This window comes from Mycobacterium sp. UM_CSW, assembly GCF_000455205.1.
Classification (GTDB): Bacteria; Actinomycetota; Actinomycetes; order Mycobacteriales; family Mycobacteriaceae; genus Mycobacterium.
In genome coordinates this window covers 1-14,628 of the sequence record NZ_AUWQ01000008.1, presented here as the reverse complement: position 1 = coordinate 14,628, position 14,628 = coordinate 1, and the positions used below count along the sequence as shown (strand labels likewise).

General features: G+C 69.8%; 15 protein-coding genes. 13 read left to right on the top strand and 2 right to left on the bottom strand.

Annotated features, from left to right (window positions below):
* Nucleotides 1-23 precede the first annotated feature (23 nt).
* Complete coding sequence (locus N415_RS03505; protein ID WP_068177321.1) at nucleotides 24-944, top strand: hypothetical protein; 921 nt, start codon at nucleotides 24-26, stop codon at nucleotides 942-944.
* Nucleotides 941-1,585 (top strand): RNA methyltransferase, encoded by a 645-nt coding sequence (locus N415_RS03500; RefSeq protein WP_068177266.1) that lies wholly within the window; start codon nucleotides 941-943, stop codon nucleotides 1,583-1,585. Before N415_RS03505 ends, N415_RS03500 begins: the two co-directional genes overlap by 4 nt.
* A 49-nt stretch (nucleotides 1,586-1,634) precedes the next feature.
* On the opposite strand, the gene N415_RS03495 is transcribed toward N415_RS03500, so the two are convergent.
* The gene (locus N415_RS03495; RefSeq protein ID WP_068177265.1) at nucleotides 1,635-2,600 is read right to left on the bottom strand and encodes a LysR family transcriptional regulator; all 966 of its coding nucleotides are present in this window, start codon (nucleotides 2,598-2,600) and stop codon (nucleotides 1,635-1,637) included.
* Nucleotides 2,601-2,622: 22 nt separating this feature from the next.
* Here N415_RS03495 and N415_RS03490 point away from each other — a divergent pair, with 22 nt between their 5' ends.
* From N415_RS03490 to N415_RS03440, 11 genes are all read left to right on the top strand, one after another.
* Nucleotides 2,623-3,792 carry an XdhC family protein gene (locus N415_RS03490; protein WP_193376398.1) on the top strand — a complete coding sequence of 390 codons (1,170 nt, stop codon included), beginning with the start codon at nucleotides 2,623-2,625 and terminating at the stop codon, nucleotides 3,790-3,792.
* Nucleotides 3,793-3,823: 31 nt separating this feature from the next.
* Entirely contained in the window at nucleotides 3,824-4,705 is an 882-nt protein-coding gene (locus tag N415_RS03485) for a xanthine dehydrogenase family protein subunit M (RefSeq protein ID WP_068177263.1), read from the top strand.
* 2 nt (nucleotides 4,706-4,707) lie between these two features.
* Nucleotides 4,708-5,184, top strand: coding sequence for a (2Fe-2S)-binding protein (locus tag N415_RS03480; protein ID WP_068177261.1), 477 nt, complete (start codon nucleotides 4,708-4,710; stop codon nucleotides 5,182-5,184).
* A complete protein-coding gene (locus tag N415_RS03475; protein ID WP_068177259.1) occupies nucleotides 5,181-7,574 on the top strand; it encodes an aerobic carbon-monoxide dehydrogenase large subunit in 2,394 nt (797 codons plus the stop codon). Before N415_RS03480 ends, N415_RS03475 begins: the two co-directional genes overlap by 4 nt.
* 60 nt (nucleotides 7,575-7,634) lie before the next feature.
* A complete protein-coding gene (locus N415_RS03470) occupies nucleotides 7,635-8,507 on the top strand; it encodes an XdhC family protein (RefSeq protein WP_068177257.1) in 873 nt (290 codons plus the stop codon).
* Nucleotides 8,504-9,088: a nucleotidyltransferase family protein gene (locus N415_RS03465; protein WP_068177318.1), complete on the top strand. Its 585-nt coding sequence runs from the start codon at nucleotides 8,504-8,506 to the stop codon at nucleotides 9,086-9,088. The genes N415_RS03470 and N415_RS03465 overlap by 4 nt, the downstream gene beginning before the upstream one ends.
* Nucleotides 9,088-9,954 (top strand): MoxR family ATPase, encoded by an 867-nt coding sequence (locus N415_RS03460; RefSeq protein ID WP_068177256.1) that lies wholly within the window; start codon nucleotides 9,088-9,090, stop codon nucleotides 9,952-9,954. The genes N415_RS03465 and N415_RS03460 overlap by 1 nt, the downstream gene beginning before the upstream one ends.
* Nucleotides 9,955-9,967: 13 nt before the next feature.
* Entirely contained in the window at nucleotides 9,968-10,630 is a 663-nt protein-coding gene (locus tag N415_RS03455) for an SRPBCC family protein (protein ID WP_068177253.1), read from the top strand.
* Between the two features lie 6 nt (nucleotides 10,631-10,636).
* On the top strand, nucleotides 10,637-11,851 hold the full coding sequence (locus N415_RS03450) for a VWA domain-containing protein (protein ID WP_068177251.1): 1,215 nt from the start codon (nucleotides 10,637-10,639) through the stop codon (nucleotides 11,849-11,851).
* A 216-nt stretch (nucleotides 11,852-12,067) separates the two neighbouring features.
* Entirely contained in the window at nucleotides 12,068-12,910 is an 843-nt protein-coding gene (locus tag N415_RS03445; protein WP_239645437.1) for an alpha/beta hydrolase, read from the top strand.
* Nucleotides 12,911-12,985: 75 nt separating this feature from the next.
* On the top strand, nucleotides 12,986-13,525 hold the full coding sequence (locus N415_RS03440) for a DUF302 domain-containing protein (RefSeq protein WP_068177247.1): 540 nt from the start codon (nucleotides 12,986-12,988) through the stop codon (nucleotides 13,523-13,525).
* Nucleotides 13,526-13,549: 24 nt separating this feature from the next.
* On the opposite strand, the gene N415_RS03435 is transcribed toward N415_RS03440, so the two are convergent.
* Nucleotides 13,550-14,524, bottom strand: a complete 975-nt coding sequence (locus N415_RS03435; RefSeq protein WP_081665050.1) for a helix-turn-helix domain-containing protein — start codon at nucleotides 14,522-14,524, stop codon at nucleotides 13,550-13,552.
* Nucleotides 14,525-14,628 lie beyond the last annotated feature (104 nt).

Here is a 14,628-nt window from a genome sequence, read left to right as displayed (position 1 = left end):
GGCTCCTGTGGCAAACGTGAATGATGTCAACTAGATTCGGGCGCCTTGTCCGCGTCGCGTGCATTGTCGTCGTCACGGCGGCGTGTGCCCTGGGCTGTTCGGGCTCCAACGGCCCCGTGCGGCCGTACGGCGCGCAGGGGGCCCGGCTCGGCGAATCGCTGGCGCTGCTGGGCTGGAACATGTCGGTGTCGAACCTGCGCTGGGACGGCGACTACGTGCTGGTCGACCTCGACGCGTCGCCCACCGACCCGAAGGCCCCGCACGCCAAGCCCGAGGACCTTCGCTTCGGGCTGTACGGCGCGCTGGCCCACCCGATGGAGTCGGCCGCGCTGCGCAGCTGCGACGATGCGGCGACGACCGTGCACGACATCCAACACCCGCTGTCGGCGCCCCCCGGTCGGCTCACCGGCAGCATTTGCCTTGGGCCGCTTAAGGATCGGAGCCAGGTGCGCGGGGTGTACGCCTACTCGCCGCGCGACCGGATCCCGAACAGCTCGGCGGCCTACCCGGCGGCGTTTCCGGTGGGGTTGCCGCCGACCAACGCCAACGACACCGGCCTGAGCGTCAAGACGGTGAGCCTGTCGGCCTGGCGCGCCGACGGCGCCCCGATGACCAAGGCCCAGCTCGGCGACCCCGCCGCGTTCGTCGGCAACGGCTACATGCTGCTGGGTCTGGAAGCCACCGCCCTGGCGGACCGCTACCGCGACGACTCCGCCAAGCGCGGCGGGCCGCTGATGCTGCTGGCGTCGCCCACCCTGCCGGGCCGGGGCCTGAACCCGGCGTGCGCGACGTACGGGTCGTCGGTGCTGATCCTGCCCGACGCGTCGCTGGATTCCGTGCGCGTCAACGCGTCGCTGTGCACCCAGGGCGAGATCAACGAGGCGCTGCTGTACGCCACGGTGGCGGTCGACGGCACCCACGCCGGGGTGTGGACGCAGCGATGAGCGACCCGGGGCCCACCGAATGGGGAACGACGGGCGGCGGCGTCGGGCCGTGGTCGGGCGAGCCGCCCGATGACCCGCGATACGACCCAAACCTGTTGCGCGACGGCGATACTCGCAACGTCGTCGACGCCTACCGGTACTGGACTCGGGAAGCGATCATCGCCGACATCGACCTGCGCCGTCACCCGCTGCACGTGGCGATCGAGAACTTCGGCTACGACGCCAACATCGGCTCGGTGGTGCGCACCGCCAACGCCTTTGCCGTGCACACCGTGCACATCGTCGGGCGGCGGCGCTGGAATCGCCGCGGCGCCATGGTGACCGACCGCTATCAGCGGCTGTGCCACCACGACACCACCGCCGCGCTGCTCGGGTTCGCGGCGGGCGCCGGGCTGACGGTGGTGGCCGTCGACAACGTCCCGGGCGCACAGCGGTTGGAGGAGACGGCGCTGCCGCGGGAGTGCCTGATGGTGTTCGGCGAGGAAGGCCCGGGCATCACCGACGACATCCGGGCCGGCGCGGCGCTCACGGTGTCGATCGCCCAGTTCGGCTCGACGCGCAGCATTAACGCCGGCGTCGCGGCCGGGATCGCGATGCACGCCTGGGTCCGCCAGCACGCGGACCTGTCGCGCGCCTGGTAGCGGCCTTCAGTGTGAAGCCCGTCGGCGTGTCATCACCGTGGGCGCACACTCAACTCCACAGCGTCACATGCACTTTCGGGCGGAAGCGGGTCACCCCGACGCCGCTGCCGCGGATCATCGCCTGGGTGCACCGCGGCGTGGTGATGAAGCGGACGAGCTCGGACACGGCCGGTTGCCGCACCGACGGCCCCAGCGTGGCCGCGCACCACTCGCCCGACCTTTCCAGGCCGGGCCCGCTCAGGCGGGTCAACCGCCCGGCTGCGAGGTCCTTGGCGACGGCGAAACCGATCGTCAGCGACACACCGCCGACCCGCTGCACCTCCTCCAGCGCAGCGGCGTCGCTCTGAAAGATCCGCTGGTTCGACTCCGGAATCGCCAAGTCCCGCAACATCTTTGCGATCTCGCCGTCCACCCCGCCCGCGGCCGGGCCGAGCATCCACTGCTGCTGGCGCAGCAGCGCCGGCGTCGGAATGCCGGCGGCCAGTTGGCTGTTCGGCGGCACGACGGTGATGATCTGGTATTTCAGGAACGGCCGCACGAAGATCCCGTCGTCCGGACCGAGCGAACCCTCGCCGGAGGGACCGATCGCGATGTCGACGGCGCGCGAGCAGATCAGGTCGCGGAACCGGCTCGTCGGGTGCACGCTCAGCTCCACCGACAGGTCGTCGGCCCGCGATGAGAACAGCTCGATCAGCCCGGGAGCCGCGTGCTCGGCGAACGCGGTCGAAGCGGCGATCCGCAGCAGCCGGCGCCCGTGGGCGGCCTCGGTCACCTCGATCGCGGTTTGTTGCTGCAGCCCCAGGATTTCGACCGCGCGGCTGGCCAGCCGCAGGCCGCCCGGCGTGAACGCCAGGCCCGCGCCCGTCCGGGTGAACAGCGGGTCGTCGAGCTCCTTGCGCAGCGCCGCCACGAGCATCGACACGCCCGCGTCGGAAACGCCCAACTCGGCCGCGGCCGCGCGCACCGAACCCAACCGCACCACCGCCGAATAGGCCCGAAGTTGAGCCGGAGTCACGCCATGAGCTTACGTTTAAAGCGTGCGTGACGTCCTTGCCGAGCTGATGGCGATCTGGCGCGCCGGTGAAACCGCGGGATTGGGCACGGTGGTGCGCACCTTCCGGTCCGCGCCGCGCCCGTCGGGGGCCTCGATGATGGTGGCGCCGGACGGTTCGGTGACTGGGTCGGTGTCCGGCGGCTGCGTGGAGGGCGCGGTCTACGAGCTCGCCAGCGAGGTCGCCAAGACCGGAACGCCGCGGTTGGAGCGCTACGGGGTCAGCGACGACGACGCGTTCGCGGTCGGGCTGACGTGCGGCGGCATCATCGACGTCTTCGTCGAGTCGGTGTCGCGATCGACCTTCCCCGAACTCGGCGCGGTGGCCGACGACATCGGCGAGCACCGCCCGGTGGCGGTCGCGACCGTCATCGCGCACCCCGACGCGACGTGGGTCGGGCGCCGCGTCGTCATCCGGCCGGACGAGCTGGCCGGATCGCTGGGTTCGGCGCGCGCCGACGCCGCGGTCGCCGACGACGCCCGCGGCCTGCTGGCGGTGGGCCGCAGCGACGTCCTCAAGTACGGCCCCGACGGGCAGCGCCTCGGCGAGGGCATGGAGGTGTTCGTCTCCTGCTTCGCGCCGCGCCCCCGGATGCTGGTGTTCGGCGCCATCGACTTCGCCGCGGCCCTGGCGCAGCAGGGATCGTTCCTCGGCTACCGGGTCACCGTGTGCGACGCCCGCGAGCTGTTCGCCACGCCGGTGCGCTTCCCCACCGCAGACCATGTCGTCGTCGATTGGCCCCACCGCTACCTCGCCGCCCAGGCGGAGGCCGGCGCCATCGACGCGAGCACGGTGATCTGCGTGCTCACCCACGACCCCAAGTTCGACGTCCCGGTGCTCGAGGTGGCGCTGCGGCTGCCCCAGGTGGGCTACGTGGGCGCGATGGGGTCGCGGCGCACCCACGACGACCGGATGAACCGGCTGCGGGCGGCGGGGCTGACCGACGCCGAGCTGGGCCGGCTGTCCAGCCCTATCGGCCTGGACCTCGGCGCGCGCACGCCGGAGGAGACGGCGGTGTCGATCGCCGCCGACATCATCGCCAAGCGCTGGGGCGGGGGCGGCCGCCCGCTGTCCGAGACCGTCGGGCGCATCCACCACGACGCGGCGGAGCCGCAGGTAGCGGGCGAGTTCAGCGATCACTTAACTCGCCATTGACGCCCCGTGTGACGCGGCCCACACTGCTCCCATGCAAGTACCTGGGCCCTTCGAATACGAACGTGCGACCAGCGTCGACCACGCCGTCGGCCTGCTGGACCGGCTGGGGGAGGGGGCGCGCGTGATCGCCGGCGGGCACAGCCTGCTGCCGATGATGAAGCTGCGCATCGCCAACCCCGAATACCTCGTCGACATCAACGACCTGGCGCCTGAGCTCGGGTACGTGATCACCGATCCCACCCTGGTGCGCGTCGGCGCCATGACCCGGCACCGCGAGATCCTGGAGTCCGACACCCTGGCCGCCGTGTGCCCGATCTTCCGTGACGCCGAACGGGTGATCGCCGACCCGGTGGTCCGCAACCGCGGCACCCTGGGCGGCTCGCTGTGCCAGGCGGATCCGGCCGAGGATCTCTCAACGGTGTGCACAGTGCTGGGCGCGGTGTGCCTGGTGCGTGGACCGTCGGGGGAACGCGAGATCGCGATGGACGACTTCATCGTCGGCCCGTACGAGACGGCGGTCGCCCCGAACGAGATCCTGATCGAGGTGCGAATCCCCGTGCGGCTCAACACGTCCAGTGCCTACGCGAAAGTGGAACGGCGCGTCGGTGACTGGGCCGTCACCGCAGCGGGCGCGGCCGTCACCCTCGACGACGGCTCGATCGCCGCCGCCCGCGTAGGCCTGACCGCCGTCAACCCCGACCCGGGCGCGCTGGCCGAGATCTCGGCGGCGCTGGTCGGCCGGCCGGCCACCGACGAGACCTTCGCCGAGGCGGGTCGCCTGGCCGCCGCCGCCTGCGAGCCGGTGACCGACGTCCGCGGCACCGCCGACTACAAGCGCCACCTCGCCTCGGAACTCACTATCCGCACGTTGCGCACCGCGGCGCGGCGGGTTGGCGAACAAAGGAGCCAATAGCGATGCAAGTCAACATGACCGTCAACGGCGAGCAGGTCACCGCCGACGTCGAGCCGCGGATGCTGCTGGTGCACTTCCTGCGGGATCAGTTGCGGCTCACCGGAACCCACTGGGGATGCGACACCAGCAACTGCGGAACGTGCGTCGTCGACGTCGACGGGGTGCCGGTGAAGTCCTGCACCATGCTGGCCGTGATGGCGTCCGGCCACAGCGTGCGGACCGTCGAGGGCCTGGCCGTGGACGGTCAGCTCGACCCGATCCAGGAAGGGTTCATGCGCTGGCACGGGCTGCAATGCGGCTTCTGCACACCGGGAATGATGATCACCGCCCGCGCCCTGCTGGACCGCGATCCCAACCCCGACGAGGAGACCATCCGGGAGGCCATCTCCGGGCAGATCTGCCGCTGCACCGGATACACGACGATCGTGCGCTCCATCCAGTGGGCCGCGAACAATGCTGCGGCGGAGGCACAGTCATGACCACCATCGAATCCCGCCCGCCCGAAGACACCGCCGACAACGACCAGAAGCCGTGCGGCCACGGCCGGATGCTGCGCAAGGAGGACCCCCGCTTCATCCGCGGCCGCGGCACGTACGTCGACGACGTCGCGCTGCCGGGCATGCTGCACCTGGCGATCCTGCGCTCGCCGTACGCGCACGCCCGCATCGTCGGCATCGATACCACTGCGGCGCAAGCACATCCGAAGGTCAAGGCCGTGGTGACGGGCGCGGACCTGGCCGAGAAGGGCCTGGCCTGGATGCCGACGCTGTCCAACGACACCCAGGCCGTCCTGGCCACCGACAAGGTGCGCTTCCAGGGCCAGGAGGTGGCGTTCGTCGTCGCCGAGGACCGCTACTCGGCCCGCGACGCGCTGGAGCTGATCGACGTCGACTACGACCCGCTGGATCCCGTCGTCGACGTGCGCAAGGCGCTCGACTCGTCCGCCCCGGTGATCCGCACCGATCTCGACGGCAAGAACGACAACCACATCTTCGACTGGGAGACCGGCGACGCCGCCGCCACCGACGCGGCGTTCGCCAAGGCCGACGTCGTCGTCAAGCAGGAGATCGTGTACCCGCGGGTGCACCCCGCGCCGATGGAAACCTGCGGCGCGGTGGCCGATTTGGACCCGGTGACCGGCAAGCTGACGCTGTGGACCACCTCGCAGGCGCCGCACGCGCACCGCACGCTGTACGCGTTGGTCGCGGGCCTGCCCGAACACAAGATCCGGGTGATCTCGCCCGACATCGGCGGCGGCTTCGGCAACAAGGTGCCGATCTACCCCGGCTACGTGTGCGCGATCGTCGGTTCGCTGCTGCTGGGCAAGCCGGTGAAGTGGATGGAGGACCGCAGCGAGAATTTGACATCCACCAGCTTCGCCCGCGACTACATCATGGTCGGCGAGATCGCCGCCACCAACGACGGAAAGATCCTCGCGATCCGGTCCAACGTGCTGGCCGACCACGGCGCGTTCAACGGCCAGGCCGCGCCGACGAAATACCCGGCCGGCTTCTTCGGGGTGTTCACCGGCAGCTACGACCTCGAGGCCGCCTACTGCCACATGACCGCCGTGTACACCAACAAGGCGCCCGGCGGGGTGGCCTACGCGTGCTCGTTCCGCATCACCGAGGCGGTGTACTTCGTGGAACGGCTAGTGGACTGCCTGGCGTTCGAGCTGAAGATGGACCCGGCCGAGCTGCGGCTGCGAAACCTGCTGCGGCCGGACCAGTTTCCGTACCAGAGCAAGACCGGCTGGACGTATGACTCGGGCGACTACGAGGCCACCATGCGCAAGGCCATGGACATGATCGGCTACGACGCGCTGCGGGCCGAGCAGAAGGAGCGGCGGGCGCGCGGCGAGCTGATGGGCATCGGGATGTCGTTCTTCACCGAGGCCGTCGGCGCCGGTCCGCGCAAGGACATGGACATCCTCGGCCTCGGCATGGCCGACGGGTGTGAGCTGCGCGTGCACCCGACCGGCAAAGCCGTTGTGCGGCTGTCGGTTCAGAGCCAGGGGCAGGGGCACGAGACGACGTTCGCGCAGATCGTCGCCGAGGAGCTCGGCATCCCGCCCGACGACATCGAGGTGGTGCACGGCGACACCGACCAGACGCCATTCGGGCTGGGCACCTATGGCAGCCGCTCGACGCCGGTTTCCGGTGGGGCCGCGGCGCTGGTGGCGCGCAAGGTGCGCGACAAGGCCAGGATCATCGCATCGGGCATGCTCGAGGTCTCGGTCGCCGACTTGGAGTGGGAGAAGGGCTCGTTCCACGTCAAAGGCGACCCGTCGGCGTCGGTGACCATCCAGGACATCGCGATGCGCGCACACGGGGCCGGCGACCTGCCCGACGGCATCGAGGGCGGCCTGGACGCCGAGGTTTGCTACAACCCGGAGAACCTGACGTACCCGTATGGCGCCTATTTCTGTGTGGTGGACGTCGATCCGGGCACCGCGGTGGTCAAGGTGCGCCGCTTCCTCGCCGTGGACGACTGCGGCACCCGCATCAACCCGATGATCATCGAGGGGCAGGTGCACGGCGGCATCGTCGACGGCATCGGCATGGCGTTGATGGAGATGATCGCGTTCGACGAGGAGGGCAACTGCCTCGGCGGATCGCTGATGGACTACCTGATCCCGACCGCGGCCGAGGTGCCGCACCTGGAGACCGGCTTCACCGTGACGCCGTCGCCGCACCACCCGATCGGCGCGAAGGGCATCGGCGAATCGGCCACCGTCGGATCGCCGCCAGCGGTGGTCAACGCCGTGGTGGATGCGTTGGCGCCGTACGGGGTTCGGCACGCCGACATGCCGCTGACGCCGTCGCGGGTGTGGGAGGCGATGCAGGGCAGAGCGAGGCCGCCGATCTAGCGCGCCGTGACGATGCAGAGCGAGGAACGAGCGATGAGGAGGAAGGGCGCAGTCAAACAGATGACGATAATCAGTGAGCGCGTTCAGGAGCTGTTGGCGGCACGGACACCGTTCGTGCACGCGACCGTGGTGCGCGCCCAGCCGCCCACCTCGTCCTACCCGGGCGACGAGGCAATCCTGTTGGCGGACGGCACAATCGAGGGCTTCGTGGGCGGCCAATGCGCCCAGAACTCGGTCCGCAAGGCGGCGATGGGCGCGCTGCAGGCCGGCGAAAGCGTGCTGCTGCGAGTGCTTCCCGACGGCGACGTGCACTTCCCCGAGGCCCCCGGCGCCTGCGTCGTCGTCAACCCGTGCCTGTCCGGCGGGTCGCTGGAGATCTTCCTGACCCCGCAGCTGCCGGCCCCGCTGATCCGGGTCTACGGGACCACGCCGATCGCCGAGGCGCTGACCCGGGTGTGCGGCGTGCTCGGCTACGACGCCCGCAGCGACGGCGACCTCTCCGACGCGACCGCCGTCGTCATTGCCAGCCACGGCGGGCCGGAAGCCGAAACCATCCGCGCGGCACTGGATCACGGTGTCGGCTACATCGGCCTGGTCGCCAGCAAGGTGCGCGGCGCCGCGATCCTGGAGTCGCTCGACCTCTCGCCGGAGGAGCGGGCGCGGGTGCACACCCCGGTCGGGCTGGCCATCGGCGCCAAGACCCCCGCCGAGATCGCGGTCTCGATCGCGGCCGAACTGATCGCCGGCATTCGCGCCGGCCTGCGGCGCCCGGTCGCGCCGGAGGCCGTCGCGCGCGAGGCGGTCGATCCGGTGTGCGGCATGACGGTGACGATCGGGCCCGCCACCGAACACCTGCGGGTGGGCGGCGCCGACCATTGGTTCTGCAGCCCGGGATGCCGCGCCGCGTTCGCCGACCGGCCAGCCGGCGCATGACCGGGTCGCCCGTCACCGGCGTCGTGCTGGCGGCCGGCGGTTCGCGCAGGCTGGGCACGCCCAAACAGCTTCTGCCGTACCGGGATACGACCCTGCTCGGGGCCACCCTGGAGGCGGCCCGTGGCGCCGGGTTCGACCAGCTCATCGTCACCCTCGGCGGCGCCGCGGCGGCGGTGCGCGATGCGGTGCCGATGGCCGGGGTCGACGTGGTGCAGGTCGACGACTTCGGGACCGGATGTGCGGCCTCGCTGCGCGCCGCGCTCGAGCGGGTGGACCCCCGCGCCGCCGGCATCGTGCTGATGCTCGGCGATCAACCCCGGATCGATCCGCTAACACCGCGGCGCGTGGCCGCCGAAGGCGCGACCGCCGACATCGCCGTGTGCCGCTACGACGACGGGATCGGGCACCCGTTCTGGCTCGGCCGTGCGCTGTTCGGCGAACTCCGCGAACTGCACGGCGACAAGGGGGTGTGGAAGCTCATCGAGTCGGGCCGGTACCAGGTGCGCGAACTCGCGGTCGACGGTCCCGTGCCGCTCGACGTCGACACCTGGGACGACTACCGCCGGCTGGTGACGTCCTGATGTTTGACGGCGTGCAGGACGTGATCGCCCGATTCGACGCGCACGACTACCTGCTCGACACGGGGACGGCGTCGGCGATCTACCTGGCGGTCACGCTCGGCCGCCCGCTGCTGCTGGAGGGCGAACCGGGCGTCGGCAAGACCACGGCCGCGAAAACCCTTGCGGCGGTGCTGGGTACCCCGCTGGTGCGGCTGCAGTGCTACGAGGGACTCAGCGCCAGCGAGGCGCTCTACGACTGGAACTACCAGCGCCAGCTGCTGTCCATCCGGCTGGCGGAGGCGCAGGGCGCCAATATCGATGAGGCCGACCTCTACACCGAGAACTACCTCGTCGACCGGCCCATCCTGCGGTGCGTGCGGCACCGCGGCCCGAAGCCTCCGGTGCTGTTGATCGACGAAATCGACCGCGCCGACGACGAATTCGAGGCGCTGCTGCTGGAGTTCCTCGGTGAATCCGCGGTCACCGTGCCCGAGCTGGGCACCTTCGTCGCCGAGCGCCCGCCGATCGCGGTGCTGACTTCCAACCGCAGCCGCGACCTGCACGACGCGTTGCGCCGCCGCTGCCTGTACCACTGGATCGACTACCCGGAGCCGGCCCGCGCCGCCGCCATCGTCCGGCGCACGGTGCCGGGGGCGACGGCGCCGTTGATCGAGCACGCCACCCAATTCGTCGGGCGCACGCGCGATCTCGACCTGGACAAGCCGCCCGGGGTGGCCGAGACCATCGACTGGGTCTCCGCCCTGGTGTCCCTGGGCGTGGCGGACCTGGTTGACGAGGCGGCGGTCGTGAGCCTGGGGGCGCTGGCCAAGACCCCGGACGACCGTACCCTGATTCGCGACGCGTTTACTGAGTACAGCCGCACCTGAGAGGACTTACCGCATGAAGATCGCCAACCAGTTCACCGTCAGCGCTCCCATCGAGCAGGCCTGGGACGTGCTGTGCGACCTGGAACAGGTGATCCCGCTGATGCCGGGCGCCCAGCTCACCGGCCACGAGGGCGAGGACTACCTGGGCAAGGTCAAGGTCAAGGTCGGCCCGGTGACCAGCGAGTTCAGCGGCAAGGTGCGCTTCGTCGAGCTGGACCGCGAACAGCACCGCGCGGTCATCGACGGCAAGGGCAAGGAGGCGCGGGGCACCGGCAACGCCGCCGCCACGGTCACCGCCCAGTTGCACGAGGACGGGGAACGCACCAGCGTCACCGTCGACACCGATCTGAAGATCGTCGGCAAGCTGGCCCAGTTCGGCAGCGGCATGCTGCAGCAGGTTTCGGAGAAGCTGCTGGGCCAGTTCGTGGAGTCGCTGGAGGCCGAACTGGCCGCCAAGAACACCGGCGCCCCGGCGCCCGACGCGGCGCAGGAGGAGCCGATTCCGGCATGGCCGGCGAACCCCGTCCCGGGAACGCGCCAGTCGCCCGCTCCCGAGCCCGAGCCCATCGACCTGCTCGAGCTCGCCGGTGGCGACCAGCTCAAGAAATACGCGCCCGTGGCGCTGGCCGTGCTGGCCGCGCTGGTGCTCGGTTGGCTGCTCGGCCGGAGGCGTTAGCGCGTCGTGCCCACCCCACTGCTGTTGCGGGGCGTCGACCTGGCCGCGTTCGCGGCGGCCCTGGTGGCGCGCCTGCGCGGCGCGGGGGTGCTGGTGTCGGCCAACGGCCCGGCCGACTTCGTGCAAGCGCTCGGGCGGTTGGTGCCCGACACCACGTCGGCGCTGTATTGGGCGGCCAGGCTGACGCTGGTGAACCGGATGGAAGACCTGGTGGCCTTCGACGCCGTGTTCGAGGAGGTGTTCGGCGCCGCCCTCCCCGAAGCCGCGGCGGGCCGCGAATCGGTCCTACCAGTTCCGGGGCCGAAGGCACCCGGGGCCGGCACGCTGCAGCCGGCGGGAAGCCGATCGGGTGGCGGCGCCCACGAATTGCCATGGGTCGCGAGGATGGCTGGCGGCGGCGACGACGGAGCGGCGAGCGTCCTCCTGCCGGATCTCCTCCCCAGCCGCATCGCCGCGCGCGCCGACGAACCGTTCGACCGCTTCGACGCGCAAGACCTTCGCCTGCTCGGCTCCTGGCTGGAGGCGACGGTGGCGCGCTGGCCGCGGCGCCGCAGCATGCGCTTCGAGCCCAGCGCGGCCGGCAAGCGGATCGATCTGCGGGCCACCATGAACGCGTCTCGCCAAACCGGCTGGGAATCGCTGAGATTGGCGCGGACACGGCCCCGCCGCCGGCCCCGACGGGTGGTCCTCGTGTGCGACGTGAGCCGCTCGATGCAGCCGTACGCCGCGATCTATCTGCACCTGATGCGTGCCGCCGTGCTGCGCCAAGCCCGCGCCCACCCCGAGGTGTTCGCGTTCTCGACGTCGCTGACCCGGCTCACGTCGGTGCTGTCGCACCGCTCGGCCGAGGTCGCGCTGCAGAAGGCCAACGCGAAGGTCACCGACCGCTACGGCGGCACGTTCATCGGCCGCAGCGTCGGCGCCCTGCTGGCCCCGCCGCACGGCAACGCGCTGCGCGGTGCGGTGGTGATCATCGCCTCCGACGGCTGGGACAGCGACCAGCCCGAGGTGCTTGCCCACGCGATGGCGAGGTTGCACCGCCGGGCCGCGACGCTGGTCTGGCTCAATCCCCGTGCGGCGCAAGGCGACTTCCAACCGCTGGCCGGTTCGATGGCCGCCGCCCTGCCCTACTGCGACCTGTTCCTGCCGGCGAACTCGCTGACCGGGCTGCGCGAGCTACTCACCGCCCTGACCCGCCCGCTGCTATCAATCGCGCCGTAACGCCGTTGGGGCCATCGAAGTACCCCCCGCGGCCCTCGTCCCAAGTGTTGACGGCGTCGAACCCTCGGTCTAGGACAAGCCGATCGGTTCCCATTGGGTGCTCACCCAGTGCACGCAGATGTGCACCACGCGCACGAACACGTCACCGGCGTCGCAACCGTGTGCGGGCCGCCCTAGCGTCGTAACCGACCGCAACCGCACACCGCCGGCAATCCATTGTGCGAAACAATCGCACCTGAAAGGACATTCGCGATGACCGCACCTGCTAAGACCCACCCGGTCATTTTTATTCACGGCCTGTGGATCCACTCGAGCGCCTGGCAACCGTGGCTAGAACTGTTCGGCGCCAACGGATATGCCGCGACAGCCCCCGGCTGGCCCGGCGATTCCCCCACTGTGGAAGAGACCCGCGCCAACCCCGACGCCATGAACGGCGTCGGCATTGCCGATGTCGTCGACCATTACGCCGGCATCATTGGCAACCCGAGCGTCAAACCGATCGTCATCGGCCATTCCTTCGGAGGATTGTTTGCCCAGCAACTCCTCGCCAGTGGGTACGCCGCAGCCGCCGTCGCACTTGACCCCGCGGCGATCAAAGGCGCCAAAGCGCTGCCCTTCGCGCAACTGAAATCCGCGTTCCCGGTGCTCGGCAATCCCGCCAACCGACACCGCGCCGTGGCGCTTACACCCAAACAGTTCCATTACGCGTTCGGCAATGCTCTGACCGTCGAGGAATCCAACGCTCTGCACGACGCCTGGTCCATACCCGGTGCTGGACGCCCGCTGTTCGAAGAGGCCAGCGCTAACCTCTCGAGGCACTCCGCCGCCGCCGTCGACGTCACCGTCGGCAGCCGCGGGCCGCTGCTGATTACCTCCGGCACCGAGGACCACGTGGTGCCGCTCAAGGTCACCAAGCAGGTTGTCGACCTCTACAGCAAGGGACCCGGCGACACCGACTTCCACGTCTTCGAAGGCCGCGGCCACTCCCTGACCATCGACAACGGCTGGAAGGAGGTCGCCGACGTTGTCCTGGAATGGTTGGCCGGCAAGGGATTTTGACCTCCTCCTCGCGCTTTACCGATTACCAGCCGACGACCGCGCGTCCCGTCACCACACACCCCCTAAAGGAGCGCCATGTCTGCAACGGCCACCCGCACGCCGCACCGCGTCGTGCGCCTCGATATCGCCACCGCCATCCCGTTTGACGAGTTCCGCGCCGCCTTCGAATCCGCAGCGCCGGTGTTCGATCGCCAAGCCGTACAAGAGATCGTCGCCGGCGGCGGCGCCTGGGATGACGTGCGTGCCGCCGTCAGGGCCAATGCACCCCACGAACTGATGGTGTTTACTTCCATCGACGCCAGACCGATCATGTCGGCCGCCGGTCACCAAACCCCGGCCGTGGAGTACCTGCTGGGCAACCCCGTCGTGGCCGAGCAGATGTTCCGCCGCTCCTCGCTGGCTCTGCTCTACGCGCCGCTGCGCATCCTCGTCCACAGTGATGCCGGCGGCGACGCCATTTTCACCCTCGACCAGCCCAGCAGCTTGTTCGCCAGCCTGAACGATCCCGCCATCACCGACGTGGGCCGCGAACTCGACCGCAAGGTGGCCCGCCTGCTGACGGTCGTCGGCGTCGACGCCGCAGCGGCGTTCGTCGACGACGGTCAGACGCCGTGACCGCCGAGAAAGCCAGGGGCGCGGTTAGGTGCCAGGCCTGCCGCCCCCCGTCCCCGCGTGCAGGTCGCGCCACTCGCGGGGCGACATCCCATACGCGGTGCGGAACATCCGCGCAAAGCTCGATGGGTCGGCGAACCCCCACCGCCGTGCGATCGCGGCGATCGATGCGGTCTGTGCCATGGGCTGGGCCAGGTCGCGCCGGCACGCCTCCAGCCTTTCGGCGCGGATCCAATCACCGAGGCCGATCTGCGCCTCCGCGAGCACCTTGTAGAGCTGGCGCACCGAGATGTGGTGTTCGGATGCCACCTGCGCCGCAGAGAGATTCGGGTCATGCAGGTGGGCGCGCAGGTATTCGATGATCCGCAACTGCAGTGTTGCGTGCATGGCTTCACGGCCGAGCTTGGTGGCGTCGACGTGGGTGGTCAACAGGGCGCGCAGCAGGTCGATGGTGGCCTGTGCCACCGATTCCGTATCGGCGCGCTCGAAGATGTCAGACCGCGTCCCCAGTCGACGCAGATAGGTAGCCGTCAGATCGGCGACTGGATGCTGCGGACTCAGCGTGACCGCACACAACTGACTAATCATGTTGTGCGGCAGACCAAGCCGATCAATCGGCACCCGAAAGTAGTGGTGGCGGATCCCGTCGGGATCGCACACGGTGTATGGAGCGGTGGAGTCCCACAACACCAGCTGACCCGGACGCAACAACGCCTCACGGCCATGCTGGACCACGACGCTGGTGCCCGACGACTGCACCCCCACGAACACGCACGGGCGCATGTCATCCCGGGCCTGCGCCGGCGTCCGCTCGACCCCCAAGGTGTTGGAGTGCACCGAGAACTTCTGCAAATCACCCAACTCGTAGATGGTGCCCGCAAGGGTGACCGGCGCTCCCTCGGTGAACGCGATGTCGACCGCCACCACCGTCTCGTGCATCATCTGGGTCACCGCTTCGGCGCTGAGCGGCGTTCGGCGGGTATCGACAGTCACATAAGACATGGTTTACCTCGTCGGAAATCTACACCGATCGGTCCATAATATTCTGGACTGATCAGTTCATAAAGTCAAACCGAGAGCATAGGACGGGCTGGTGACGGTGGGTC

Bases quoted from the DNA above. Each gene is read 5' to 3' on its own strand.
- N415_RS03470 (WP_068177257.1), top strand. From the start codon at position 7,635: ATGACGATAATCAGTGAGCGCGTTCAGGAGCTGTTGGCGGCACGGACA.
- N415_RS03500 (WP_068177266.1), top strand. From the start codon at position 941: ATGAGCGACCCGGGGCCCACCGAATGGGGAACGACGGGCGGCGGCGTC.
- N415_RS03435 (WP_081665050.1), bottom strand. From the start codon at position 14,524: ATGTCTTATGTGACTGTCGATACCCGCCGAACGCCGCTCAGCGCCGAA.
- N415_RS03465 (WP_068177318.1), top strand. From the start codon at position 8,504: ATGACCGGGTCGCCCGTCACCGGCGTCGTGCTGGCGGCCGGCGGTTCG.
- N415_RS03485 (WP_068177263.1), top strand. From the start codon at position 3,824: ATGCAAGTACCTGGGCCCTTCGAATACGAACGTGCGACCAGCGTCGAC.
- N415_RS03505 (WP_068177321.1), top strand. From the start codon at position 24: ATGTCAACTAGATTCGGGCGCCTTGTCCGCGTCGCGTGCATTGTCGTC.
- N415_RS03475 (WP_068177259.1), top strand. From the start codon at position 5,181: ATGACCACCATCGAATCCCGCCCGCCCGAAGACACCGCCGACAACGAC.
- N415_RS03460 (WP_068177256.1), top strand. From the start codon at position 9,088: ATGTTTGACGGCGTGCAGGACGTGATCGCCCGATTCGACGCGCACGAC.
- N415_RS03440 (WP_068177247.1), top strand. From the start codon at position 12,986: ATGTCTGCAACGGCCACCCGCACGCCGCACCGCGTCGTGCGCCTCGAT.
- N415_RS03455 (WP_068177253.1), top strand. From the start codon at position 9,968: ATGAAGATCGCCAACCAGTTCACCGTCAGCGCTCCCATCGAGCAGGCC.
- N415_RS03480 (WP_068177261.1), top strand. From the start codon at position 4,708: ATGCAAGTCAACATGACCGTCAACGGCGAGCAGGTCACCGCCGACGTC.